Annotated in this window: 24 protein-coding genes and 1 tRNA gene; 18 read left to right on the top strand and 7 right to left on the bottom strand. The window is 67.8% G+C overall.

The genetic code is table 11. The annotated features are described in order from the left end of the window. Positions 1-3: 3 nt before the first annotated feature. The 16 genes from WJ12_RS00265 to WJ12_RS00190 all read left to right on the top strand — a co-directional run bounded on the left by WJ12_RS00265 (position 4) and on the right by WJ12_RS00190 (position 17,295). Entirely contained in the window at positions 4-726 is a 723-nt protein-coding gene (locus tag WJ12_RS00265) for an LrgB family protein (RefSeq protein ID WP_034188210.1), read from the top strand. A gap of 151 nt (positions 727-877) precedes the next feature. Then, the gene (fliL, locus tag WJ12_RS00260; protein WP_059559510.1) at positions 878-1,414 is read left to right on the top strand and encodes a flagellar basal body-associated protein FliL; all 537 of its coding nucleotides are present in this window, start codon (positions 878-880) and stop codon (positions 1,412-1,414) included. A gap of 22 nt (positions 1,415-1,436) precedes the next feature. After that, on the top strand, positions 1,437-2,435 hold the full coding sequence (gene fliM / locus WJ12_RS00255; RefSeq protein ID WP_034188212.1) for a flagellar motor switch protein FliM: 999 nt from the start codon (positions 1,437-1,439) through the stop codon (positions 2,433-2,435). After that, complete coding sequence (gene fliN / locus WJ12_RS00250) at positions 2,428-2,919, top strand: flagellar motor switch protein FliN (RefSeq protein ID WP_034188213.1); 492 nt, start codon at positions 2,428-2,430, stop codon at positions 2,917-2,919. Before fliM ends, fliN begins: the two co-directional genes overlap by 8 nt. Beyond that, a complete protein-coding gene (gene fliO, locus WJ12_RS00245; protein ID WP_034188214.1) occupies positions 2,916-3,488 on the top strand; it encodes a flagellar biosynthetic protein FliO in 573 nt (190 codons plus the stop codon). Before fliN ends, fliO begins: the two co-directional genes overlap by 4 nt. A gap of 36 nt (positions 3,489-3,524) precedes the next feature. After that, a complete protein-coding gene (gene fliP, locus WJ12_RS00240; protein ID WP_034188215.1) occupies positions 3,525-4,286 on the top strand; it encodes a flagellar type III secretion system pore protein FliP in 762 nt (253 codons plus the stop codon). Positions 4,287-4,305: 19 nt separating this feature from the next. Beyond that, the gene (gene fliQ / locus WJ12_RS00235) at positions 4,306-4,578 is read left to right on the top strand and encodes a flagellar biosynthesis protein FliQ (protein WP_034188216.1); all 273 of its coding nucleotides are present in this window, start codon (positions 4,306-4,308) and stop codon (positions 4,576-4,578) included. Positions 4,579-4,601: 23 nt separating this feature from the next. Further along, positions 4,602-5,384, top strand: a complete 783-nt coding sequence (gene fliR, locus WJ12_RS00230; RefSeq protein ID WP_034188217.1) for a flagellar biosynthetic protein FliR — start codon at positions 4,602-4,604, stop codon at positions 5,382-5,384. A 142-nt stretch (positions 5,385-5,526) separates the two neighbouring features. Next, positions 5,527-6,531, top strand: a complete 1,005-nt coding sequence (locus WJ12_RS00225; RefSeq protein WP_034188260.1) for an ABC transporter substrate-binding protein — start codon at positions 5,527-5,529, stop codon at positions 6,529-6,531. 111 nt (positions 6,532-6,642) lie between these two features. Further along, positions 6,643-7,440, top strand: coding sequence for an ABC transporter ATP-binding protein (locus WJ12_RS00220; RefSeq protein ID WP_059559513.1), 798 nt, complete (start codon positions 6,643-6,645; stop codon positions 7,438-7,440). A 38-nt stretch (positions 7,441-7,478) separates the two neighbouring features. Continuing rightward, positions 7,479-8,336 carry an ABC transporter permease gene (locus WJ12_RS00215; protein ID WP_124608637.1) on the top strand — a complete coding sequence of 286 codons (858 nt, stop codon included), beginning with the start codon at positions 7,479-7,481 and terminating at the stop codon, positions 8,334-8,336. Between the two features lie 88 nt (positions 8,337-8,424). Beyond that, entirely contained in the window at positions 8,425-9,792 is a 1,368-nt protein-coding gene (locus WJ12_RS00210; RefSeq protein ID WP_059559553.1) for a sensor histidine kinase, read from the top strand. A gap of 13 nt (positions 9,793-9,805) precedes the next feature. Continuing rightward, the gene (locus WJ12_RS00205) at positions 9,806-10,483 is read left to right on the top strand and encodes a response regulator (RefSeq protein ID WP_034188218.1); all 678 of its coding nucleotides are present in this window, start codon (positions 9,806-9,808) and stop codon (positions 10,481-10,483) included. Positions 10,484-10,769: 286 nt separating this feature from the next. Continuing rightward, positions 10,770-11,900, top strand: coding sequence for a porin (locus WJ12_RS00200; RefSeq protein ID WP_034188219.1), 1,131 nt, complete (start codon positions 10,770-10,772; stop codon positions 11,898-11,900). A 350-nt stretch (positions 11,901-12,250) separates the two neighbouring features. Beyond that, positions 12,251-14,269: a site-specific DNA-methyltransferase gene (locus tag WJ12_RS00195; RefSeq protein WP_034188220.1), complete on the top strand. Its 2,019-nt coding sequence runs from the start codon at positions 12,251-12,253 to the stop codon at positions 14,267-14,269. Further along, the gene (locus WJ12_RS00190) at positions 14,269-17,295 is read left to right on the top strand and encodes a type III restriction-modification system endonuclease (protein ID WP_034188221.1); all 3,027 of its coding nucleotides are present in this window, start codon (positions 14,269-14,271) and stop codon (positions 17,293-17,295) included. The genes WJ12_RS00195 and WJ12_RS00190 overlap by 1 nt, the downstream gene beginning before the upstream one ends. A 262-nt stretch (positions 17,296-17,557) precedes the next feature. Here the strand turns inward: WJ12_RS00190 and WJ12_RS00185 are convergent, their stop codons facing one another. From WJ12_RS00185 to egtB, 5 genes are all read right to left on the bottom strand, one after another. Further along, on the bottom strand, positions 17,558-17,920 hold the full coding sequence (locus WJ12_RS00185; protein ID WP_059559515.1) for a hypothetical protein: 363 nt from the start codon (positions 17,918-17,920) through the stop codon (positions 17,558-17,560). Positions 17,921-18,107: 187 nt separating this feature from the next. Continuing rightward, positions 18,108-18,362: a glycine zipper 2TM domain protein gene (locus tag WJ12_RS00180; RefSeq protein ID WP_034188223.1), complete on the bottom strand. Its 255-nt coding sequence runs from the start codon at positions 18,360-18,362 to the stop codon at positions 18,108-18,110. Positions 18,363-18,399: 37 nt separating this feature from the next. Then, on the bottom strand, positions 18,400-18,705 hold the full coding sequence (locus WJ12_RS00175; RefSeq protein ID WP_059559518.1) for a hypothetical protein: 306 nt from the start codon (positions 18,703-18,705) through the stop codon (positions 18,400-18,402). Between the two features lie 292 nt (positions 18,706-18,997). Then, on the bottom strand, positions 18,998-20,011 hold the full coding sequence (egtD, locus tag WJ12_RS00170) for an L-histidine N(alpha)-methyltransferase (protein WP_059559519.1): 1,014 nt from the start codon (positions 20,009-20,011) through the stop codon (positions 18,998-19,000). Further along, complete coding sequence (gene egtB / locus WJ12_RS00165) at positions 19,995-21,218, bottom strand: ergothioneine biosynthesis protein EgtB (RefSeq protein WP_059559522.1); 1,224 nt, start codon at positions 21,216-21,218, stop codon at positions 19,995-19,997. Before egtB ends, egtD begins: the two co-directional genes overlap by 17 nt. Positions 21,219-21,740: 522 nt before the next feature. Between egtB and WJ12_RS00160 the strand changes: the two genes are divergently transcribed. Next, positions 21,741-22,217: a carboxymuconolactone decarboxylase family protein gene (locus tag WJ12_RS00160; protein WP_059559524.1), complete on the top strand. Its 477-nt coding sequence runs from the start codon at positions 21,741-21,743 to the stop codon at positions 22,215-22,217. Next, positions 22,217-23,098 carry a sigma-70 family RNA polymerase sigma factor gene (locus WJ12_RS00155; RefSeq protein WP_059559527.1) on the top strand — a complete coding sequence of 294 codons (882 nt, stop codon included), beginning with the start codon at positions 22,217-22,219 and terminating at the stop codon, positions 23,096-23,098. The genes WJ12_RS00160 and WJ12_RS00155 overlap by 1 nt, the downstream gene beginning before the upstream one ends. 95 nt (positions 23,099-23,193) lie before the next feature. On the opposite strand, the gene WJ12_RS00150 is transcribed toward WJ12_RS00155, so the two are convergent. Together WJ12_RS00150 and WJ12_RS00145 are read right to left on the bottom strand one after the other, a co-directional pair. Beyond that, positions 23,194-23,700, bottom strand: coding sequence for a DUF2628 domain-containing protein (locus WJ12_RS00150; protein ID WP_059559530.1), 507 nt, complete (start codon positions 23,698-23,700; stop codon positions 23,194-23,196). Positions 23,701-23,987: 287 nt separating this feature from the next. Beyond that, a tRNA-Val gene (locus WJ12_RS00145) sits at positions 23,988-24,064 on the bottom strand. Positions 24,065-24,268 lie beyond the last annotated feature (204 nt).

Raw genomic sequence — 24,268 nt, 5'->3', positions numbered from 1 at the left:
ACCATGCTCGCCGCGCTATCGAACCTGCCCGCCGACCGCGTGAACACCGCGATCTCCCTCGGCTGCTTCGTGCTGACGGTCGTGCTGTACTTCGTGTCGAAGCGGCTCTATGCGTACAAGAAGACGCTGCTGTTCTCGCCGCTCGTGTTCGTGCCGGGCGTGCTGGTGCTGCTGGTGCTGCTGACCGGCATCCCGTATTCGGTCTACTTCCGCGATACGCGCTGGCTGATGTGGCTGCTCGGCCCGGCGACGATCGCGTTCGCGGTGCCGATCTATGAATATCGCGACCTGATCCGCCGCCACTGGCTGTCGCTGTCGGTCGGCGTCGCGGTCGGGATCACCGCGGGCGTATGCGGGTCGCTGCTGCTCGCGAAGCTGCTGCACCTGTCGCCCGAGCTGCAGCGCTCGCTGATGACGCGCTCGGTGTCGACGCCGTTCGCGCTCGCCGTGTCGGACAAGATCCACGCGCCGAAGGACCTCACGGCCCTCTTCGTGATCGCGACCGGCCTCTGCGGGATGCTGCTCGGCGAGCTCGTGCTCGCACTCGTGCCGATGCGCACCCGGCTCGCGCGCGGCGCGCTGTTCGGCGCGGCCGCCCACGGCGTGGGCACCGCGAAGGCGCGCGAGATCGGCAGTGAGGAAGGCGTCGTGTCGAGCCTGACGATGATGATCGCGGGCGTCGCGATGGTGCTGATCGCGCCGCTGCTCACGCTGCTGCCGATCTGACACCCCCGCGCCGGCCAGCCGACGCCCGCCCGGCGCGCCTTCCCGCCGCGCTCCGCCGGCCCCGCTGCCCAGCATCCGGCCGACAATCGGCTGAGATAGCCGCAAATCCCCCCTCTTTTCCGCCCATCGGGCTCGGCCCGGATGCCGAACAATGCATGCTACGAGACATCACGCACGCATTCACATGGCCTCCACGACTGCAAACCCGACCGCCGACAAGCCGGCTTCGTCCGGCAAGTTCAAGCGCATCGCGCTCATCGCCGTCATCGCGCTGGGCGCGGCCGCCGCCGCCGCCGGCGGCATGTACGTGTTCCTGAGCAAGGCAGGCGTCGGCCATGCGAGCGCGCCGGCCGAACCGCCGCCGCTGTCCGCGCCGGTGTTCTTCCCGCTCGACCCGCTGACCGTGAACCTGCAGTCCGACGACGGCATGCAGCACTACCTGCGCGTCGGCCTGTCGCTGAAGCTCACCGATCCGAAGGCGCAGGAGCAACTGACCGCGCGGATGCCGGAGATCCGCAGCCGGATCCTGCTCGCGCTGTCGAACAAGCATCCCGAGGAACTCGCGACGCCGGACGGCAAACGCTCGCTCGCGAAGGAACTGCGGGACCTGATCGAGCAGCCGACGCAGCCGGGCAACCAGCGCGCGAAGGTCGACGACGTGCTGTTCACCGAATTCGTCGTCCAGTAACGCGGCCGCCAAAGGAGCGCGTATGGGTCACCAGGAGTTCATGTCCCAGGAGGAGGTCGATGCCCTCCTCAAGGGCGTCACGGGCGAAGCCGATTCGGTCGACGAGCAGCGCGACACATCGGGCGTCCGCCCCTACAACATCGCGACGCAGGAGCGGATCGTCCGCGGCCGGATGCCCGGCCTCGAGATCATCAACGACCGCTTCGCGCGCCTGCTGCGGATCGGCATCTTCAACTTCATGCGGCGCACGGCGGAAATCTCCGTCAGCCAGGTGAAGGTGCAGAAGTACAGCGAGTTCACCCGCAACCTGCCGATCCCGACGAACCTGAACCTGGTGCACGTGAAGCCGCTGCGCGGCACGTCGCTGTTCGTGTTCGACCCGAACCTCGTGTTCTTCGTCGTCGACAACCTGTTCGGCGGCGACGGACGCTTTCACACGCGCGTCGAGGGCCGCGACTTCACGGCCACCGAGCAGCGGATCATCGGCAAGCTGCTGAACCTCGTGTTCGAGCACTACACGACCGCATGGAAGAGCGTGCGGCCGCTGCAGTTCGAATTCGTGCGCTCGGAAATGCACACGCAGTTCGCGAACGTCGCGACGCCGAACGAGATCGTGATCGTCACGCAGTTCTCGATCGAGTTCGGGCCGACGGGCGGCACGCTGCACATCTGCATGCCGTATTCGATGGTCGAGCCGATCCGCGACGTGCTCGCGTCGCCGATCCAGGGCGAGGCGCTCGAAGTCGACCGCCGCTGGGTGCGCGTGCTGTCGCAGCAGGTGCAGGCCGCCGAGGTCGAGCTGACCGCGAATCTCGCCGAGATCTCGTCGACCTTCGAGAAGATCCTGAACCTGCGCGCGGGCGACGTGCTGCCGCTGGAGATCGAGGACACGATCACCGCGAAGGTCGACGGCGTGCCGGTGATGGAATGCGGCTACGGAATTTTCAATGGTCAATACGCATTGCGCGTGCAGAAGATGATCAGCGCGGGCGATACGATGAAGGAAGGTGGATATGAGTGAGCTGAACCAGACGCCCGACGACGACATCCAGGCGATGGCCGACGCGGCCCTCGCGGCTTCGGCCGGCGACGCGCAGGCGGCCCCGGCCGCGGCGGAGGAAGATCCCGGCCTGGACGACTGGGCGGCCGCACTCGCCGAGCAGAACCAGCAGCCGGTGCAGGCGGGCGCGACGGGCGCCGGCGTGTTCCAGCCGCTGTCGAAGGCCGCCGCGAGCTCGACGCACAACGACATCGAGATGATCCTCGACATCCCGGTCAAGATGACCGTGGAGCTCGGCCGCACGAAGATCGCGATCCGCAACCTGCTGCAGCTCGCGCAGGGTTCCGTCGTCGAGCTCGACGGCCTCGCCGGCGAGCCGATGGACGTGCTCGTGAACGGCTGCCTGATCGCGCAGGGCGAGGTCGTGGTCGTCAACGACAAGTTCGGCATCCGCCTGACCGACATCATCACGCCGGCCGAACGCATCCGGAAGCTGAATCGATGACCGTCGTGAAGCCCGGCCGCCGCGTGCGCAACGCGATTGCAGCGGCGGCGCCTGCCGTCGCCGCATCGCTCGCGTGCACGCCGGCCGGGGCCGCCGACATGAACGCGGTGAACCATGCCGGCTCGATCGCATCGAGCGTGATGGTCGGCTCGGCCGCGCCGTCGCTCGGCATCGGCGCGGTGCTGCAGACGCTCGTCGGGCTCGCGGTCGTGATCGGCCTCGTGTTCGCATGCGCATGGCTCGCGCGCCGCTTCGGCTTCCAGCCCGCGCGGCGCGGCGGCCCACTGAAAGTCGTGTCGAGCGTCGCGGTCGGCGCGAAGGAAAACGCGACGATCGTCGAGATCGGCGACACCTGGCTCGTGCTCGGCGTCGCGCCGGGCAACGTGCGCCTGCTGCATTCGCTGCCGGCCGGCTCGGCTTCGGCCACTGCAACGGCGCCGGCTTCGGCCGACGCGCCCGCCGGCGGCAACCCGTCCGACGGCGGCCTGCCCGGCACGTTCGGCTCGCGGTTCCGCGACGCGCTCGCGGGCGAAGCCGTGAAGCGCCTCGGTCGCGGCAAGGACCGCTGACATGGCGCCGCGCCCTCTTTCCGTCTCCGCATTCCGATGAAACACGCATTCCTGCGTCGCGCGGCGCGCGTCGCGCCCGTGCTGATCCTCTGCCTCGCCCCGGCGCTCGCCTGCGCGCAGGCGAACGGCCTGCCCGCGTTCAACGCGAGCCCGGGCCCGCACGGCGGCACCACCTATTCGCTGAGCGTGCAGACGATGCTGCTGCTCACGATGCTGTCGTTCCTGCCGGCGATGCTGCTGATGATGACGAGCTTCACGCGCATCATCATCGTGCTGTCGCTGCTGCGCCAGGCGCTCGGCACCGCGACGACGCCGCCGAACCAGGTGCTCGTCGGCCTCGCGATGTTCCTCACCTTCTTCGTGATGTCGCCGGTGCTCGACCGTGCGTACAACGACGGCTACAAGCCGTTCTCCGACGGCTCGATGCCGATGGAGCAGGCCGTGCAGCGCGGCGTCGCGCCGTTCAAGACCTTCATGCTGAAGCAGACCCGCGAGACCGACCTCGCGCTGTTCGCGAAGATCTCGAAGGCCGCGCCGATGCAGGGCCCCGAGGACGTGCCGCTGTCGCTGCTGGTGCCCGCGTTCGTCACGAGCGAACTGAAGACCGGCTTCCAGATCGGCTTCACGGTCTTCATCCCGTTCCTGATCATCGACATGGTCGTCGCGAGCGTGCTGATGTCGATGGGGATGATGATGGTGTCGCCGTCCACCGTGTCGCTGCCGTTCAAGCTGATGCTGTTCGTGCTGGTCGACGGCTGGCAGTTGCTGATCGGCTCGCTCGCGCAGAGCTTCACCTAAGCGGCGGAGGATTCGCGCGATGACGCCCGAACAAGTGATGACCCTCGCGCACCAGGCGATGATGATCGGCCTGCTGCTCGCGGCCCCGCTGCTGCTGGTCGCGCTCGTGGTCGGCCTCGTCGTGAGCCTGTTCCAGGCCGCGACGCAGATCAACGAATCGACGCTGTCGTTCATCCCGAAGCTGCTCGCGGTCGCCGCGACGCTCGTGATCGCCGGCCCGTGGATGCTGACGACGATGCTCGACTACCTGCGCCAGACGCTGCTGCACGTCGCGACGCTCGGCGCCGGCTGAGCCGCGCGCACCGCCCGGCGGCCATGTTCTCGGTTACCTACGCGCAGCTCAACGGCTGGCTCACCGCCTTCCTGTGGCCGTTCGTGCGGATGCTCGCGCTCGTCGCGACGGCGCCCGTCGTCGGCCACGCGTCGGTGCCCGTGCGCGTGAAGATCGGCATTGCCGCGTTCATGGCGCTGGTCGTCGCGCCGACGCTCGGCGCGATGCCGGACGTCACCGTGTTCTCCGCGCAGGGCATCTGGATCGTCGTCACGCAGTTCCTGATCGGCATCGCGATGGGCTTCACGATGCAGCTCGTGTTCGCGGCCGTCGAGGCGGCCGGCGACTTCATCGGGCTGTCGATGGGGCTCGGTTTCGCGACTTTCTTCGATCCGCATTCGAACGGGGCGACACCGGTGCTGGGCCGCTTCCTGAACGCGATCGCGATGCTCGCGTTCCTCGCGGTGGACGGCCACCTGCAGGTGTTCGCGGCGCTCGCCGCATCGTTCCAGTCGCTGCCGGTGTCGGCCGACCTGCTGCACGCGCCCGGCTGGCGCACGCTCGCCGCGTTCGGCGCGACCGTGTTCGAGATGGGGCTGCTGCTCGCGCTGCCGGTCGTCACCGCGCTGCTGATCGCGAACCTCGCGCTCGGCATCCTGAACCGCGCGGCGCCGCAGATCGGCGTATTCCAGGTCGGCTTCCCCGTCACGATGCTCGTCGGGCTGTTGCTCGTGCAACTGATGATCCCGAACCTCGTGCCGTTCGTGTCGCACCTGTTCGACATGGGGCTCGATGCGATGGGGCGGACGCTGACCGGCTGGCGCTAGCCGCATCCGGCCCCCGTTGCTGGAAAACCCCTAAAGGAATCGCCGGCCCGCGAAAGGTAGCGGAAGGTTTCGCGTCCCTATACTCGTCGTGACGATGCAGCACGCATCGCGCCAGACGAATACAACGAACGGAGACGACCCGATGCGACCCATCCTGCGCACCCTCGCCGTGGCAGCCAGCCTGAGCTGCGCGCTTGCCGCTCACCCCGCTTTCGCCGACGACGGCGGCAAGATCACGATCATGGTCGGCGGGATCGCGAAGCTGATCTACCTGCCCGCGCGGCTCACGCAGGAGCTCGGCTACTTCAAGGCCGAAGGGCTCGATGTCGAGCTGCTGTCGCAGCCGGCCGGCGTCGACGCCGAGAACGAGCTGCTGGCGGGCGCCGTACAGGGCGTCGTCGGCTTCTACGACCACACGATCGACCTGCAGAGCAAGGGCAAGGACGTGAAGGCGATCGCCGTGTTCGGCCAGGTGCCGGGCGAAGTCGAGATGGTGTCGACCAAGGCCGCGCCGACGTTCAAGTCGATGGCCGACGCGAAGGGCAAGACGCTCGGCGTGACGGGCCTCGGCTCGTCGACGAGCTTCCTCACGCAATACCTTGCACTGCAGCACGGCGTGCCGTCGACGCAGTACACGATGCTGCCGGTCGGCGCCGACGCGAGCTTCATCGCCGCGATCAAGCAGGGCCGCATCGATGCCGGCATGACGACCGAGCCGACGGTGTCCGCGCTCGAGAAGATGGGCGACGCGAAGGTGCTGGTCGACCTGCGCACGCTGGAAGGCACGCGCGCCGCGCTCGGCGGCACCTATCCGGCCGCGAGCCTGTACGTGCAGTCCGCGTGGGCCGATGCGCACAAGGCGGAAGCGACCAAGCTCGCGCACGCGTTCGCGAAGACGATGCAGTTCATCCACACGCACAGCGCCGAGGACATCGCCGCGAAGATGCCGGCCGACTACCAGAAGGACAAGGCGCTGTACGTGTCCGCGCTGAAGGCGTCGCTGCCGATGTATACGGCCGACGGCAGGATGCCGGCCGACGGCCCGGCGACCGTGCTGAAGGTGCTGTCCGCGTTCAACCCGTCGGTGAAGGGCAAGCACATCGACCTCGCGCGCACCTTCACGAACGATTTCGTGAACGCGAAGTAACGCGCGGCGCCGGCGGCGGCGATCCCGCCGCCGTGCGCTCCCCGTTCCGGTCGGCTGGCCGGCCCGGCGTCGCCACGCTGCGACGCCCTCTTCACCCGCAGGACGAATGCGATGAACCAGGCAGTCTCCCCGAGCACACCGGCGATCGAGTTTCGCAACGTGTCGTGCCGCTTCATTTCGCCGGAAGGCAAGGCCACCGTCGCGCTGCGCGACTTCAGCATGAGCGTCGCGCGCGGCGAGTTCATCGCGATCGTCGGGCCGACCGGCTGCGGCAAGTCCACGACGCTGAACCTGATCACCGGGCTGCTCAAGCCCGTGACGGGCGAAGTGCGCGTGATGGGCCGTCCGGTCGACGGGATCGACCCGCGCATCGGCTTCGTGTTCCAGGCCGACGCGGTGTTCCCGTGGCGCAACGTGATCGACAACGTCGCGGCGGGCCCGCTGTTTCGCGGCCGCTCGAAGGACGTCGCGTATGCGCAGGCCGAGGAATGGATCCGCAAGGTCGGCCTCGACAAGTTCACGAAGCACTACCCGCACCAGTTGTCCGGCGGGATGAGGAAGCGCGTCGCGCTCGCGCAGACCTTCATCAACCAGCCGGAAATCCTGCTGATGGACGAGCCGTTCTCCGCGCTCGACATGCAGACGCGCACGCTGATGCAGGACGAGCTGCTGCAGCTCTGGTCCGCGAACAAGGGCTCGGTCGTGTTCGTCACGCACGATCTCGAAGAGGCGATCGCGCTCGCCGACCGCGTGTTCGTGCTGACCGCGCGCCCCGCGACGCTCAAGCGCGTGTACGAGATCGACCTGCCGCGCCCGCGCGTCACGTCGGAGATCCGCTACGACACGCGCTTCATCGAAATTTCCAAGGACATCTGGCACGACCTGCGCGAAGAAGTGCAGATCGGCTGACGCATACGCCGCACGGCAAGGACAGCAAGGACAGGAGCATGACCGACATGACGCTTCCCCCCACCGCCATTCCGGCGACGACGCTCGAGGACGACGAGCGCGCCGCGCAACGCCGGCTGCGACGCCGGCGCAACCTGATCGTCACGCTGCGGATCGCCGTGCTGGTCGTCGTGCTGGGCGGGTGGGAACTCGCCGCGCGGCTCAAGTGGATCGATCCGTTCTTCTTCTCGATGCCGTCGCTGATCTTCGAGCAGATCCGCGACTGGTTCGTGAACGGCACGTCGCAGGGCCCGCTGCTCACGCAGGTATGGGTCACGCTCGAGGAAACCGGGATCGGCTTCGTGATCGGCTCGGTCGCCGGCGTGATCTGCGGGATCGTGCTCGGCCGCAACAAGTTGATGGCCGACGTGTTCGGCCTGTACATCCAGATCGCGAACTCGATCCCGCGCGTCGTGCTCGGCTCGATCTTCGTGATCGCGCTCGGCCTCGGGATGGCGTCGAAGATCGCGCTGGCCGTCGTGATGGTGTTCTTCGTCGTGTTCGGCAACGCGTTCCAGGGCGTGCGCGAAGCCGACCGCTACCTGATCGCGAATGCGCAGATCCTCGGTGCGTCGCGCCGGCAGATCACCACGGCCGTCGTGATCCCGTCCGCGCTGAGCTGGATTCTCGCGAGCCTGCACGTGAGTTTCGGCTTCGCGCTGGTCGGCGCGGTGGTCGGCGAATTCCTGGGTTCCAAGCAGGGCATCGGGCTGCTAATCTCCACCGCCCAGGGCGCGTTCAACGCGAGCGGCGTGTTCGCGGCGATGATCGTGCTGGCCGTGGTCGCGCTGGCCGCCGACTACCTGCTGACCTGGCTCGAGAAGCGGCTGTTGAAGTGGCGGCCCGCGGCGTTCTGAACGCCGCTGGTGCACGCCTGACATGACACTTCCGACCGCGCCGGCGACCCCGGCGCGGTTCGGCATTGCGGAGAAGGAGCACAACGGGATGGCGCACAGCCTGCGCGGGCGGCTGCTGTGGTGGCTGCTGCTGCCGCTCGCGGTGTTCGTGCTGATCGCGGGCGCGATGTCGTACGACACCGCGCGGACCACGGCCGGGCTCGTGCAGGACAGCGCGCTCGTCGCATCGGCGCGCACGATCGGCGAGGACGTCGAATGGCGCAACGGACGGCCGATGGCCGACGTGCCGCCGGCCGCGCTGGAGATCTTCGAGTCGCCGTCGGGCGATTCGGTGTTCTACAAGGTGATCGACGGCCACGAGCGCCTGCTCGCCGGCAATCCGGCGCTCGAGCTGCCCGCGCGGCACGGCGTCGAGCCGACGCTGTACGACACGTCGCTCGACGGCGTGCCGCTGCGCGCGGTGGCCTACGATCGCCAGCTGTACGACGAGGGACAGGTCGAGACGGTCACGGTGGTCGTCGCGAAGACGACGCGCTCGCACGGCGCGATGGTCGCGACGATCTGGCGGCCGCAGCTCGTGCGGCTGTCGCTGATGCTGGTGCTCGCGGTGGTGCTCGTGACTCTCGGCCTCACGTTCGAGCTGCGTCCACTGATGAAGCTGAAGGACGACGTGGCCGACCGCGGGCCGATGGAGCTGGAGCCGATCCGCCCCGAGCGGCTGCAGCACGAACTGCGGCCGATCGTCGACGCGATCAACCAGTGCATCGCGCGGCTCAACATGCACACCGCCACGCAGCGCCGCTTCATCGCGGATGCGGCGCACCAGCTGCGCACGCCGATCGCGGTGCTCGATACGCAGATCCAGTATGCGCAGCAGCGCGGGCACGACGATCCTGAGCTGGCGGCGGTGCTCGACAGCATGCAGCGCAGCAGCCGCAAGATGGCCGACGTGACCGACAAGCTGCTGCTGCTCGCGCATGCGGAAGCGACGCCGTCGACGCTCCTGACCCATCGCGTCGATCTGGCGGCCGTGGTGTCGAGCGTGCTGGAGGAGACGATCGTGCTTGCGCAGCGGCGCGACATCGACCTCGGCGCCGATCTCGGCGAGCGGCTCGACGTCGCCGGCAGCGACAGCCTGCTGACCGCGCTGGTGATGAACCTCGTCGACAACGCGGTGCGCTACACGCAGCCGGGCGGCTGCGTGACCGTCTGCGCGCGGCGCGACGGCGACGCGGTCGTGCTCGACGTGGTCGACAACGGCCCCGGCATCCCGGCCGAAGCGCGGCCGCACGTGTTCAAGCGGTTCTACCGCGTGTCGGCCGACACCGAGGGCTCGGGCCTCGGGCTTGCGATCGTGCGCGAGATCGCGCAGGCGCACGGCGGCAGCGCGTCGCTTGCGCCGGGGCCCGGCAATCGCGGTATCGTCGTGACCATACGGCTGCCCGCCTACGATTGAAGAGAAAGCCGTCATGAAACTCCTGCTGGTCGAAGACAACGCCGAACTCGCGCACTGGATCGTGAACCTGCTGCGCGGCGAGGATTTCGCGGTCGACTGCGTCGGCGACGGCGAACGCGCGGACACCGTGCTGAAGACCGAACGCTACGACGCCGTGCTGCTCGACATGCGGCTGCCCGGCATCAGCGGCAAGGAGGTGCTCGCGCGGCTGCGGCGCCGCAACGACAACGTGCCGGTGCTGATGCTGACCGCGCACGGTTCGGTCGACGACAAGGTCGACTGCTTCGGCGCGGGCGCCGACGATTACGTCGTGAAGCCGTTCGAGTCGCGCGAACTCGTCGCGAGAATCCGCGCGCTGATCCGCCGGCAGGCCGGCGTCGGCACGACGCAGCTCGTGTGCGGCGACCTCGTCTACGCATTCGGCACGCGCGAATTCCGCTGCGGCGAAACGGTGCTGGCGCTGCGCCGCCGCGAGCATGCGATCCTCGAAACGCTGATGCTGCAGCAGAACAAGACGGTGTCGAAGGCGCGGCTGATGGACAGCGTGTTCGCGCTCGACGACGAGCCGAGCGCCGACGCGATTGACATCTACATCCACCGGCTGCGCAAGCATCTCGCGGGCAGCACGGCCGAAATCATCACGTTGCGCGGGCTCGGTTACATCCTGCGCATGAAGAGCACGCAGGACTGACGGGCGCGCTCCCGTCGCACGAAACGTCGATTCGTAGCACGAAAGGTTGACCAGGCCAGCCGGATGCCGGCAGGCCCGCTTGCGCGCGCCCGCCCGATCCGTGATGGTCGCGCGTTCGGTGTTTTCACCGATCCGATTGTTGCGTCCGGGAAAGCGTCGTGAAGGATTGCACGCTCTACGATGCTACGCGTCGGCCCTCTCGCTGTGGCCGGCAAGAGTCGGCATAGGCATACATTACGTACTGCGAACGACCAGATTTCAATGCGGCAGCTCGGAGGAGACGATCTTGAAACGAAAAACCCTTGCCCTTTCCATCGCGGCGGCCGGCCTGTGCGCCGGCACCCAGGCGCATGCGCAGTCGAGCGTGCAGCTCTACGGGCTGATGGACCTGAGCTTTCCGACCTACCGGACCCACGCCGACGCGAACGGCAATCACGTGATCGGGATGGGCAACGAAGGCGAGCCGTGGTTCAGCGGCAGCCGCTGGGGCCTGCGCGGCGCCGAAGACATCGGCGGCGGCACCAAGGTCATCTTCCGCCTCGAAAGCGAATTCGTGGTCGCGAACGGCCAGATGGAAGACGAAGGCCAGATTTTCGACCGCGACGCATGGGTGGGTGTCGAGGACGAGCGCTTCGGCAAGCTGACGGCCGGCTTCCAGAACACGATCGCGCGCGATTCCGCCGCGATCTACGGCGACCCGTACGGTTCCGCGAAGCTGTCGACCGAGGAGGGCGGCTGGACCAACTCGAACAACTTCAAGCAGATGATCTTCTACGCGGCCGGCCCGACCGGTACGCGCTACAACAACGGCATCGCGTGGAAGAAGCTGTTCAGCAACGGCATCTTCGCGAGCGCCGGCTACCAGTTCAGCAACTCGACCTCGTTCGCGACCGGCTCCGCGTACCAGGCCGCGCTCGGCTACAACGGCGGGCCGTTCAACGTGTCGGGCTTCTACAACCACGTGAACCACAACGGCTTCCGGAACCAGACGTTCTCGGTCGGCGGCAACTACACGTTCAGCATCGTGCGCCTGAATGCCGGCTACTTCCGCTACAACGGCGACCAGGGCTCGCTCGGCCAGCGCCACGACGATTCGTGGACGGTGTCGGTGAAGGTGGCGCCGCCGGGCGCGCTCGACTACGAGCTCGGCTACCAGCAGATGCGCGTCAAGAATGCCGCGAACAACGCGGACGGCTTCACGCCGAACGCGAACCTCGGCGCGTTCAGCCTGACCAACGGCGTCGCCAACGGCTTCAAGGAGACGATCTACGGGTCGGTGTTCTATCACCTGAGCAAGCGCACCGAGGTGTACCTGGCCGGCGACTACATGAAGCTGCACGGCGGCTACACGGTGTCGTCGACGTTCGGCGCGAAGAACCAGCTCGAACTGACGTCGGGCATCCGCACGCGCTTCTGATCTGAGCGCCGGCCATCCGGGCGGGGCCTGCCGGGCCCCGCCGCACCCTCCATCCGGGATTCTCCATGCGGGCACGCCGGCGCCAGACGCCAACCGTGCCCTTTTTTTCGTGCTTTCCAGCGCGCCGCTGAACGCCCGCGGCACGGCCGCCGGCCGCTGCGTGCGACAACCGGCCCGAATCCGCTGGCGGCCCGTCCGGCGGGCGATCGCGGCCGATGCCCGCACGCTCGGCCCACATCGGCGCTTGACCTGCGCCGACCGACTCGCTAGCGTTTCGGGTTTGCCCGGGTGGCCATTGCCGCCGGTGCCGTGAGCGCGCCCGACGTCCTGGCGCGCGCGGCCGGGCTCCGATGGAAAAGACGATGCAGAAACTCGATGCGGCCAGCCCGCAGGCGATGTCGACGGATTTCACCGCCGACAACGTCGCGCGCCTGAAGGCGCTGTTCCCCGAACTCGTGACCGAAGGGCCGGACGGCGCGTCGGTCGACGTCGACGTACTCAAGGCGCTGGTCGGCGAACGCACGGTCGGCGACGCCGACGAGCGCTACGGCTTCCACTGGCACGGCAAGCGCAGCGCGCGCCAGGCCGCGCTCACGCCGTCGACTGGCACGCTGCGGCCCTGCCCCGACGACAGCGTCGCGTGGGACGACACGCGCCACCTCGTGATCGAGGGCGACAACCTCGACGTGATGAAGCTGCTGCACAAGAGTTATGCCGGCAAGGTGAAGCTCGTCTACATCGACCCGCCGTACAACACCGGCAGCGATTTCGTCTATCCGGACGACTTCAGCGACAGCATCCGCCACTACCTGGCGATGACCGGGCAGACCCAGGGCGGCGTGAAGCGCAGCACCAACACCGAGGCGAACGGCCGGTTCCACACCGACTGGCTGAACATGATGTATCCGCGCCTGAAGCTCGCGCACGCGCTGCTGTCCGACGAAGGGCTGATCGCGGTGCACATCGACGAGCATGAAGTGCATGCGCTCGTGCTGATGCTGCGCGAGATCTTCGGCGAGGAGAACGAGCTCGGCGTGGCCGTGTGGGACAAGCGCAATCCGAAGGGCGACGCGCGCGGCGTCGCATACCAGCACGAATCGCTGGTGCTGTTCGCGCGCAACGCCGAGACGCTGCTCGAACGCGCGCCGCTCAAGCGCCCGAAGCGCAACGCCCAGCGCATGCTCGATGCCGCGCACGACGCCATGTACCGCAGCGGCAACGCGAAGGACGCGCAGAAGGCGTATCGCGCGTGGATGAAGGCGCAGACCAACCTGTCCGGCGGCGAAGTGATGTATGACCGGCTGTCGGAGGAAGGCCGCGTGTACCGCCTCGTGTCGATGGCCTGGCCGAACAAGAAGAAGGCGCCGGAAGAGTATTTCACGCCGCTGATCCATCCGGTCACCGGCAAGCCGTGCGCGATGCCCGCGCGCGGCTGGCGCAACCCGCCCGCGACGATGCAGGCGCTGATCGAGCGCGGCCAGATCGAATTCGGCGCGGACGAGACCACGCAGCCGCAGCGGATCTACTACCTCGACGAGAACATGTACGAGAACGTGCCGTCGGTGCTGCCGTTCGCCGGCTCCGACGACGCGCTCCTGAAGACGCTCGGCATCCCGTTCGACCTGCCGAAGCCGGTCGATTTCGCGGCGGCCGTGATCGGCTGGTGCACGCGCGGCGACGACATCGTGCTCGACTGCTTCGCGGGCTCCGGCTCGACCGGCCACGCGGTGATGCAGGTGAACGCCACCGACGGCGGCGCGCGCCGCTACATCCTCGTGCAGTTGCCCGAGGCGCTCGACCGCCGCGACAAGACGCAGCAGGCGGCCGCCGATTTCTGCGCGAAGCTGAAAAAGCCGCTGACGCTCGCCGAAGTGACCAAGGAGCGCCTGCGCCGCGCCGCGCAGCAGGTCGCGCGCGACTATCCGGAAAGTTATGGCGACCTGGGCTTTCGCGTGTACCGGCTTGACACCACCAACGTGATCGAGTGGGATCCGCGCCGCGACGATTTCGACCACGCCCTTTTCGCATCCGTCGAGCACGTGAAGACCGGCCGCACCGAGGACGACCTGCTCGCCGAGCTGACGCTGAAGCTCGGCCTCGACCTGTGCACGCCGGTCGAGCATCACCAGGTGGCGGGCAAGACCGTGCACCTGATCGGCCGCGCGATCGTCGCGTGCTTCGATGCGCGCATCGCGCGCGACGACGCGGGCCCGCTCGCCGACGGCATCGTCGACCTGCTCGACGCAACCGGCGCGACGCGCGACGTCACGTGCCTGTTCCGCGACAGCGGCTTCGTCGACGACGTCGCGAAGCTCAATCTCGCCGCGCTGCTCGAACAGCACGGCGTGAAGCGCGTGCGGAGCCTGTGATGCGGCTGCATTTCGAAGCGGATCTCGACTACCAGCGCGAGGCGATCGACGCCGTCTGCGACCTGTTTCGCGGCCAGGAATCGTATCGCGGCGACTTCAGCGTGCTCGCGAACGCCGCGCCCGGCACGACGGCCGCGGCGCAAGGCTCGCTCGGCTTCGCGGTGTCGGAGCAAGGGGTCGGCAACCGGCTGTCGCTGACCGACGACGCGCTCGCGCGCAATCTCGCCGACGTGCAGCTGCGCGGCGGGCTGCCGCCGTCCGGCCTGCCCGGCTCGCGCGACTTCACCGTCGAGATGGAGACCGGCACCGGCAAGACCTACGTGTACCTGCGCACGATCTTCGAGCTGAACCGCCGCTACGGCTTCACGAAGTTCGTGATCGTCGTGCCGTCGATCGCGATCAAGGAAGGCGTGCACAAGACGCTGTCCATCACCGAGGATCACTTCCGCGCGCTGTACGCGGGCGTGCCGTACGACTACTTCCTGTACGACTCGGCGAAGCTCGGCCAGGTGCGCCACTTTGCGGCGAGCGCGGCGATCCAGATCATGGTGATGACGGTTGCCGCGATCAACAAGAAGGAAATCAACAACCTCTACAAGGACAGCGAGAAGACCGGCGGCGAGAAACCGATCGACCTGATCCGCGCGACGCGGCCGATCGTGATCGTCGACGAGCCGCAGAGCGTCGACGGCGGGCTCGAAGGGCGCGGCCGCGAAGCGCTCGCCGCGATGGCGCCGCTCTGCACGCTGCGCTACTCGGCCACGCACGTCGACCGTCACCACATGGTGTACCGGCTCGACGCGGTCGACGCGTACGAGCGCAAGCTCGTCAAGCAGATCGAGATCGCGTCGGCGATCGTCGAGGATGCGCACAACAAGCCGTACGTGCGGCTCGTCGGCGTGTCGAACCGGCGCGGCGCGATCAGCGCGCGCGTCGAGCTCGACGTCGCGACGGCGGCCGGCGTGAAGCGCCAGATCGTGACGGTCACCGACGGCGACGATCTCGAACGCCTGACCCGGCGCGCGCTGTATGCGGGGCTGCGGATCGGCGAAGTGCACGCGGTGAAGGGTGCCGAGTACGTCGAGCTGCGCCATCCGGAAGGCGAGGCGTTCCTGTCGCTCGGCGAGGCGTTCGGCGACATCGACACGCTCGCCGTGCAGCGCGAGATGATCCGCCGCACGATCCGCGAGCATCTCGACAAGGAGCTGCGCCTCGCGGAGCGCGGCGTGAAGGTGCTGTCGCTGTTCTTCGTCGATTCGGTCGAGCGTTATCGCCGCTACGACGAGAACGGGATGCCCGTGAAGGGCGACTACGCGCTGATTTTCGAGGAGGAATATGCGCGCGCGGCACGCGTGCCGGCCTACCGTGCGCTGTTCGACGGCGTCGACGTCGCGCTCGAAGTCGGGCGCGCGCACAACGGCTACTTCTCGATCGACCGCAAGGGCGGCTGGACCGACACGAGCGAAAGCAGCGCGGCGGCGCGCGAGAACGCGGAGCGCGCGTACGGCCTGATCATGCGCGAGAAGGAAGCGCTGCTGTCGTTCGACACGCCGCTGAAGTTCATCTTCTCGCACTCGGCGCTGAAGGAAGGCTGGGACAACCCGAACGTGTTCCAGATCTGCACGCTGCGCGACATCCAGACCGAGCGCGAGCGCCGCCAGACGCTCGGCCGCGGGCTGCGCCTCGCGGTCGACCAGGACGGCGAACGCGTGCGCGACGCGGGCGTGAACACGCTCACCGTGATCGCGACCGAGCGCTACGAGTCGTTCGCGGAAAACCTGCAGAAGGAAATCGAGGCCGATACGGGCATCCGTTTCGGGATCGTCGAGGAACACCAGTTCGCGGCGCTGCCCGTGCAGGAAGCCGACGGGCCCGCGCACGCGCTCGGCATCGAGCTGTCGCGCGTGCTGTGGAACCACCTGCATGAGCAGGGCTACGTCGACGCGCAGGGCAAGGTGCTCGACCGGCTGAAGGATGCACTGCGCCAGAGCGCGCTGGTGCTGCCCGAGGCGTTCGAGAGGCTGCGGGCGCCGATCGTCGCGACGCTGCGCAAGCTGTCGGGCCGCTTCACGGTGCGCAACGCCGACGAGCGCCGCGCGATCGCGTTGCGGCGCGATGCGTCGGGCAAGGCCGTCGTGTTCGGCGAGGATTTCCGGTCGCTGTGGGACCGGATTCGCCATCGCACCGTGTACCGCGTCGAGTTCGACAACGCGAAACTCGTGCGCGACTGCGCGGCCGCCTTGCGCGATGCGCCGGACATCGCGCGTGCGCGGCTGCAGTGGCGCAAGGCCGAGATCGACATCGGCAAGGCCGGCATCGAGGCGATCGAGGTGGCCGGCGCCGGCACGGTGCTGATCGACGAAGGCGAGCTGCCGCTGCCCGACCTGCTCACCGAGCTGCAGGACCGCACGCAGCTCACGCGCCGTTCGCTCGCGACGATCCTGGCCGACAGCGGCCGGCTCGACGATTTCCGCGTGAATCCGCAGCAGTTCATCGCGGTCGCGGCCGAGGCGATCAACCGCTGCAAGCGCCACGCGCTCGTCGCGGGCATCGCGTACCGCAAGCTCGGCGAGCGCCACGTGCATGCGCTCGAATCGTTCGAGAGCGAGGCGCTGACCGGTTATCTGCGCAACCTGCGGCCCGATGCGCGGAAGTCGATTCACGAAGCGGTCGTGTGCGAGACGGACGCGGAGCGCGCGTTCGCCGACGCGCTCGAGGCGCACGACGGCGTGAAGCTGTACGCGAAGCTGCCCGCGTGGTTCCGCGTGCAGACACCGCTCGGCAGCTATCACCCCGACTGGGCCGTGCTCGCGGAACAGGACGGCGGCGAGCGGCTGTACTTCGTCGTCGATACGCCGAATGCGGACGGCCAGGTGCCGAGCGAGCACGAACGCGCGAAGCTCGCGTGCGGCGAAGCGCATTTCCGCGCGCTGGTGGACGGCGACGGCGCGGCGCGCTTCGTGCGCGTGCGGCAGGCCGACGCGTTGTTCGAGCCTGCGGTGCCGCCGGCGGGCGCCGGGCGGTAAGACGAAGGGCGGCGGCGAGCCGCCCTTTTTTCTGCGTCGGTCGATCGTGCCGGGTGCCGTTGCGACGCGCGCGCCGCGTATCGATTCCGCTTTTGCCGACCGCTCGAAGGCGATCCGTATTCTCGCCTGCGCGCCATGCGGTTACGGGTGGTTGCAAATCGGGTCGGCTCGAGGTTCCGGCGCAACAGGGGCGTTGCGTTTCCGCCATGAAAAAAGGGCGCCGAAGCGCCCTTCTCCCTTTTCCCGCATGCGTGCGCCGTGCTTACAGCGTGCGGCCGAATGCGTTGTGATGCGAACGATGCGCGGACGTCGACGCATGCGCGGTATGGCCTGGCGCATGCCCGTGCGTATGACCGCGGCCCGGCTGCACGCCGGCGCGGTCGGCGATCGTGTCGGAGCGGTCGGCTGCGCGCGACAGGCCCTTGTCGCGGTCGCCCGCGCGCATGCCGTTCGAGTTGCTCAGCGCCTGGCCGCTCATGTGGCCGCCGGACATGCCGCCCGCGTTACCGCCCGAGCCGCCTGCGCCATGACCGCCGCCGTTGCCGCCGGCCGCCGCGTACGCGGACACCGAGCCGAGCGCGAGCAGCGCGGCCGTCAATACGGACAGATATCGTTGCTGTTTCATCTGGTACTCCCTGGAGCGCGTTCGTGTGACTGCATTCTATGAACGCGCAAAATTCGCGCCGCACGACGTTGTAAATGATCGTAACGGCGCGCGTGGCGCGCATTCGTCGGATCAATCCGGGTCCTGCGTGAACGGGAAACGAAACAGGTGGTGGCGGCGCCTCGGCGCCGCCCCGGTGATGAAGTGCTTACTGCGCCGGCTGCGTGCCCTGCGCGGCTGCCCGGTGTTGCGCGGCCTGTTCCTGCGCCTGCTTCTTCGCCATGTGGTGGCCGACGACACAGCCGCCGACCGCACCGACGACCGCGTGGTGGCCCGCGTAGTGGCCGGCGACCCCGCCGACCACCGCCCCCTTCATGCAGCCCGCCGCGTGCGCGTTGCCGATCGTTGCGAGCGCCACGGCAGCGGCCGCGGCATACACGCTGATGTGTCGAATGGGTTTCATGTTGTCACTCTCCTCTCGTGGCAATCAACCGGGCCGCTCAGTCCCAGCGGCCGCCGCGCCAGCCGCCGCGGTCACGCCACTCGTGCTCGCGCCATTCACGGCGGCGCCACTCGTGTTCGCGCCATTCGCGCTGGCGCCAGCCATCGCCACGCCAGCCGTCATCGCGGTAGCCGACCGGCGCGTACACGACGGGCGGCGGCGGCGCGACGTAGACCGGTGCCGGCGCCGCGTAGACGCCCGGCACGCCGATGCCGACCGACAGGTCGACGTGGGCCGACGCGACGCCCGAAGCTGCCAGCGCCGCTACACCGAGAACTGCACCGAGAATAAGTTTCTTGCTCATCTCGCGACTCCCTGCACGTGTCGTGCGTCATGTGAATACGGTTCGGAGTCTAGGCACCGGACACGGACACAGGTGAAACGGGTATGCGAGACAGGTAACGGACGTTTACGAAGAGCCGCAAACCCTTGCGGGACAAGGGAGAGGCCGCACTCGAAACACCGTTGCGACGGTGCATCGCACCGGTAAAAAGGGCGTTTCGGCACGAAACCGGGCGATTCGATCGGGCCGGCCGGCGTGCGCGGGATGCGAACCGCCCGCACCGCGCGGCGCGAGCGGTTCGCCAACGCGCGGGTCAAGCGCGGATGTCGTCGACGCTGCGCAGCCAGTGCACGCTGAACAGGTTGTCCGCGTCGGTCCACACGGTATCGGGCTCGAACCCGGCGCGGCGCGCGATCGCCTGGAAGCCGTCGATCGTGAACTTGTGCGAGTTCTCCGTATGGATGCGCTCGCCGGCTTCGAAGCGGAACGCATGGCCGCGCACGTGCACGGTTTGCGCGACGTCGCTGACGAGATGCATCTCGATGCGCTGCCGATCGCGGTCGTAGAACGCGCAATGCGAGAACGCAGCGATGTCGAAGTCCGCGCCGAGCTCCGCGTTCGCGCGCACCAGCAGGTTCAGGTTGAACTGCGCGGTCACGCCCTGCGCATCGTTGTACGCGTCGTGCAGCGTGCGCTCGTCCTTCACGAGATCGACGCCGACCAGCAGGCCGCCACCGCGCAGCAGCCGCGCGGCATCGCGCAGGAACGCGTCGGCTTCTTCCCGCGAGAAATTGCCGATCGTCGAGCCGGGAAAGAAACCGATGCGCCGCGCCGGTGTCGCGGTCAGCGCGGCCAGTTGCTCGGCCTTCGTATAGTCGGCCGCGAGCGGCGCGACGTCGAGCCACGGATAGGCCGACCGCAGTCGCGCGGCCGCGCCGTGCAGGTAGTCCGCCGAGATGTCGACCGGCACATAGCGTGCCGGCGCGTTCGCATAGTTGCCCGCGAACGCGTCGAGCAGCACGCGGATCTTCTCGAGCGAGCCGGCGCCGAATTCGACGAGTTCCGCATGCGGGCCGACGCGCCGCACGATCTCGGCCGCGCGATCGCGCAGGATGCCGAGCTCGGTACGCGTCGGGTAATACTCCGGCAGTTCGCAGATGCGGTCGAACAGCGCGGAGCCGGCCGCATCGTAGAAGTATTTCGGCGAAATGCTGCGCGGCGTGCGCGACAGTCCGTCGATCAGGTCGCGCTCGAACGCGCTCGGCCGCGCATCGCGGGCGGGTTGCTGGCCACCGCTCGTGGCCGTCTGCTCAGACGTCTCGCGCAAGTCGCACTCCCGTGAATTGCCAGCGTGCCGCCGGCGGAAAGAAATTGCGGTACGTCGGCCGTTCGTGCCCGGGCGGCGTCGCGATGCTGCTGCCGCGCAGGACCTGCTGGCCGACCATGAACTTGCCGTTGTATTCGGCCGCGACACCCGCGAGCGGCCGAAAGCCCGGATACGGCTCGTAGGACGAGCGCGTCCACTGCCATACGTGCCCGAGCATCTGCCGGATGCCTTCGGCGGCAAACGCGGTTTCCCATTCGAATTCGGTCGGCAACCGCGCGCCGGCCCATTCCGCATACGCGGCCGCTTCGTAGAAGCTCACGTGACACACCGGCGCGTCCGGCGCGAGCGGCTCGATGCCGTGCAGGCCGAACGTGCGCCGCACGCGCGTGGCGGCCGCATCGTCGTCGTCGGGCATCCAGTACGCGGGCCCTTGCCACCCTTCCCGCTGCACCGTGGCCCAGCCGTCGGACAGCCAGAACTCGGGGCGTGTGTAACCGCCATCGGCGACGAACGCCGCGAACTCCGCATTCGTTACGAGACGGTTCGCGATTTCGTACGGCCGCACGAGCGCCGTGTGGCGCGGCCGTTCGTTGTCGAACGAGAACGCGTCGCCGTCGTGGCCGATCTCGACGAGCCCGCCCGGCTGATGCAGCCAGCGCAGCGCGCCGGCGTCGCCGGTCGCCATCGCATCGCCGTCCATCCCGTTGCGCGGCCGGAACGCCGGCTTCAGCGGGTTGCACGAGAACGCATGCAGCATGTCGGTGACGATCAGTTCCTGGTGCTGCTGCTCGTGATGCAGGCCGAGCACGACTTCGGGCGCGATCGCGTCGAGCACCGCCGCATCGGCGCCGGCCAGCGCGCGCAGCATCGCGTCGTCGACGTATTGCCGGTACGCGTGCACCTCGTCGAGCGACGGGCGCGTGAGCAACCCGCGCTGCGGCCGCGGATGGCGCGGACCAAGCGCTTCGTAATAGGAATTGAAGAGGAACTGGAACGCGTCGTCGAACGGCGCGTAGCCGGGCACGCGGCGCATCAGCACGACGGTTTCGAAGAACCAGGTCGTATGCGCGAGATGCCATTTCGTCGGACTCGCGTCGGGCATCGACTGCACGGCCTGGTCTTCGGCGGACAGCGTCGCGGTCAGCGCGACGCTATGGGAGCGCACGTCCTGGTAACGGCGCTGAAGCTGCGAGGCAAGAAGGCTCATCGGTTTACCGTCCACGGCGCGATGCGCTGCGTTGCGTTGCCGGAAAAAGGAAAGCCTTGCGCATGATGCGCGCGGCTGACGTGCGACCTGCTGCGTCGTCGGGCAGCCGGCGCGCGCGCCGGGCCGCGGATGCGGCGTCACTTCATCTGCCCGTGCAGAACAGTATGGTCCAGAAATGTGAATGCTGCGAATCGGGATGCCGATGAAACGCGACAGAAAGACAAATGAAAGCATCGGGTGCGCATGTGCCGGATGCGTGACGACGCGGGGATGCCCGCCCGGGCGGGCTTTGCCGGATGCCAGCCTGCGCGGCGTGCTACTGACGGCCCATGACAGCCGCGTGGCGTGCGAGTTTGTCTGACGAACGCCGTCGTGTACGGTCATTGGCACGGTGTTGAATCGCTCGGCCCTTCGCTTGCGATCTCCATCCGTGCGTGATTCGAAAAATTTTCTGAGTCGATGTCACACGCGCGGGGGCTCGCTCGTCATGTCACCGGAACCCACACGAAAGGAGAAGGAACCATGACTGCGAAACTCAATCCGTTTGCCGCCGCCCCCGCGCTGATGAAGAACTGGATGGCCGTATCGGTCGCCGCTGCCGGGAGCCTCGAGCCGACGCTGATCGAGCTCGTCAAGATCCGCGCGTCGCAGATCAACACGTGTGCGAACTGCATTAACATGCACACCGCCGAGGCGCGCGAGCACGGCGAGACCGAGCAACGCATCTACCTGCTTGCCGCGTGGCGCGAAGCACCCTGCTATACCGACCGCGAACGCGCGGCGCTCGGCTGGACCGAAGCGCTCACGCGGCTGTCGGAGGGCCACGCCGCGCATGAAGCGGCCTATGCGGCGCTGAACGATCATTTCAGCCAGGAGGAACAGGTGAAACTCACGCTGATGATCAACGTGATCAACGGCTGGAACCGGCTCGCCGTCGGCTTCGGGCTGTGGATCGAGCCGGCCGATGCAAAGGCCGCCGCCGCGAAAATGGTGGCCTGATGACGGACCACGCCCCGGCCACGGGCAGCGCCGAAGCACGGGCCGATGCGGCGGCGAGCTTCGACCCGCTGCGCCGCACGCTGATCCGCGTTGCGTACCGGATGCTCGGTTCCGTCGCGGATGCCGAGGACGTGGTGCAGGACGCGTTCATCCGCTGGATGGACGTCGACCGTACCGAGGTGCGCGTGCCCGAGGCGTTCCTGCGCCGCATGGTGATGCGCATGTGCCTCGACCAGCTGAAATCCGCGCGGCACCAGCGCGAGACCTACATCGGCCCGTGGCTGCCCGAGCCGGTCATCGAGGAAGACGAACAGGACGACGTCACGCTACCGCTGCTGCTCGCGCTCGAACGGCTGTCGCCGCTCGAACGCGCGGCGTTCCTGCTGCACGACGTGTTCGGTCTCGAGTTCGACGAAGTGGCGACGACGATCCAGCGCGACGCGGCCGCGTGCCGGCAACTTGCCGCGCGGGCGCGAACGCACGTGCGCGAGGCGCGGCCGCGGTTTCATGTCGAGAAGCAGCGCGGGATCGAGCTGGCCGAGGCGTTCTTCGCGGCGTCACGCAGCGGCGACATGCGTGCGCTCGGCGCGATGCTCGCCGAGGACGTGAGCCTGCATTCCGACGGCGGCGGCAAGCGCACGGCGGCCGGCAAGCCGGTGTTCGGCTTCGAACTCGTGATGAAGGTGCACGCGTACCTGGCGGAGCTATTCGCGACGCATGCGTCGAAGCTCGTGCGGGCCGGGTTCATCAACGGCTTGCCGGGATTCGTCACGCTGGAAGCCGATGGCGAACTGCAGACCACCGCGCTGGAGGTCGACGACGGCAAGATCGTCGCGATCTATGTCGTGCGGAATCCTGACAAATTGAAGCATCTGCACTGAAGGTGACGCGAGCCGGCACCGCATGCCATGCGGATGCATGGCGACGGCGCCGTCCGCCCTCTTCTTTCTGCTTCACCGATCGCCGGCTACAGCAATCAGTACATCGCGCCTACGGTGGTGAGCATCAGTACGCCGAGCAGCGGCGTCGCGACGGCGAAACCGGCCGCCGCCAGCCAGTTCGTGCCACCTTGCGCTTCGAGCAGCGTGAGCAACGATTCGCGGGATGTCGCGCTGGGGCGCAGTTTTTCGATCCTGCGTTCGACGTGCCGCTTGTAGAGGCTGTTCCCGCACCAGCCGAGCGAGACCGCGATCGCAATCGTGACCGGGTCGAGCATGCTCGATTCGAAGTAGTTCGGGAAGTACAGCAGCTCGACCAGCGTGATGCCGAGCGTGGCGGCGAGCACGGCGGCCGCCTGCCAGTACATGCATCGATACGCCATCCAGACCGGGCCGAGGAAGCACGCGGCCCAGTTCCATGACTGCCGGCTCTTGCGCGCTTCGGCGATCGCCCATTTGCGCTCGAACCAGGCGGCATTCTTGCCGACGTAAGCGGCGATTTCGTCGTTGCTTGCGGACGATCCGGCGGTCGTGACCTCGGACATGGTCGTGTGCTCTCAGTCGCGCGGAGTGCGCGTGGTTGTTCTGATGCGGTGGAAATCGGGCGATGGGCGAAGCCGCCACGTCGATGCGCAGACGATTCTACGCGCCGTACAGCGACCGTTGCATGGCAGGTCGGGACCGCGATTCGCGCAACGCATCGGGGCTTCATGCGTTGTTTCGGACCGGAAAAGAAAAACGCCACGCGATGTTGCCGCGTGGCGTTTGTATGTTTGGCGAGCCGCGTTGCCTGTAGGCAAGTTGTGCTGCCGGACCCCTTCATTTTGTTCGTTGGTAGGCTCGATTGGATTCGAACCAACGACCCCCACCATGTCAAGGTGGTGCTCTAACCAACTGAGCTACGAGCCTAAGAAGCCGCGAATTATAGAGAGGGTTTTTGAGGAGCACAAGCCCCTTCGTGAAAATTTTTTGAAACGGCGCGTGTGGACGCTGACGATCGATGGTGCCTGGCGATGCCGGGAACGTTGGCTTCACGTGCTCGCGTCACAGCAAAACGCGTCGATGCGCTGTGGTGTTATCCACATTGCCCTCTGGATAACCGTCCGGCAAGCC

Origin of the sequence: Burkholderia seminalis (genome assembly GCF_001718535.1) — a bacterium.
Taxonomy (GTDB): Bacteria; Pseudomonadota; Gammaproteobacteria; order Burkholderiales; family Burkholderiaceae; genus Burkholderia; species Burkholderia seminalis.
This window is presented reverse-complemented; position numbering and strand designations above follow the sequence as displayed.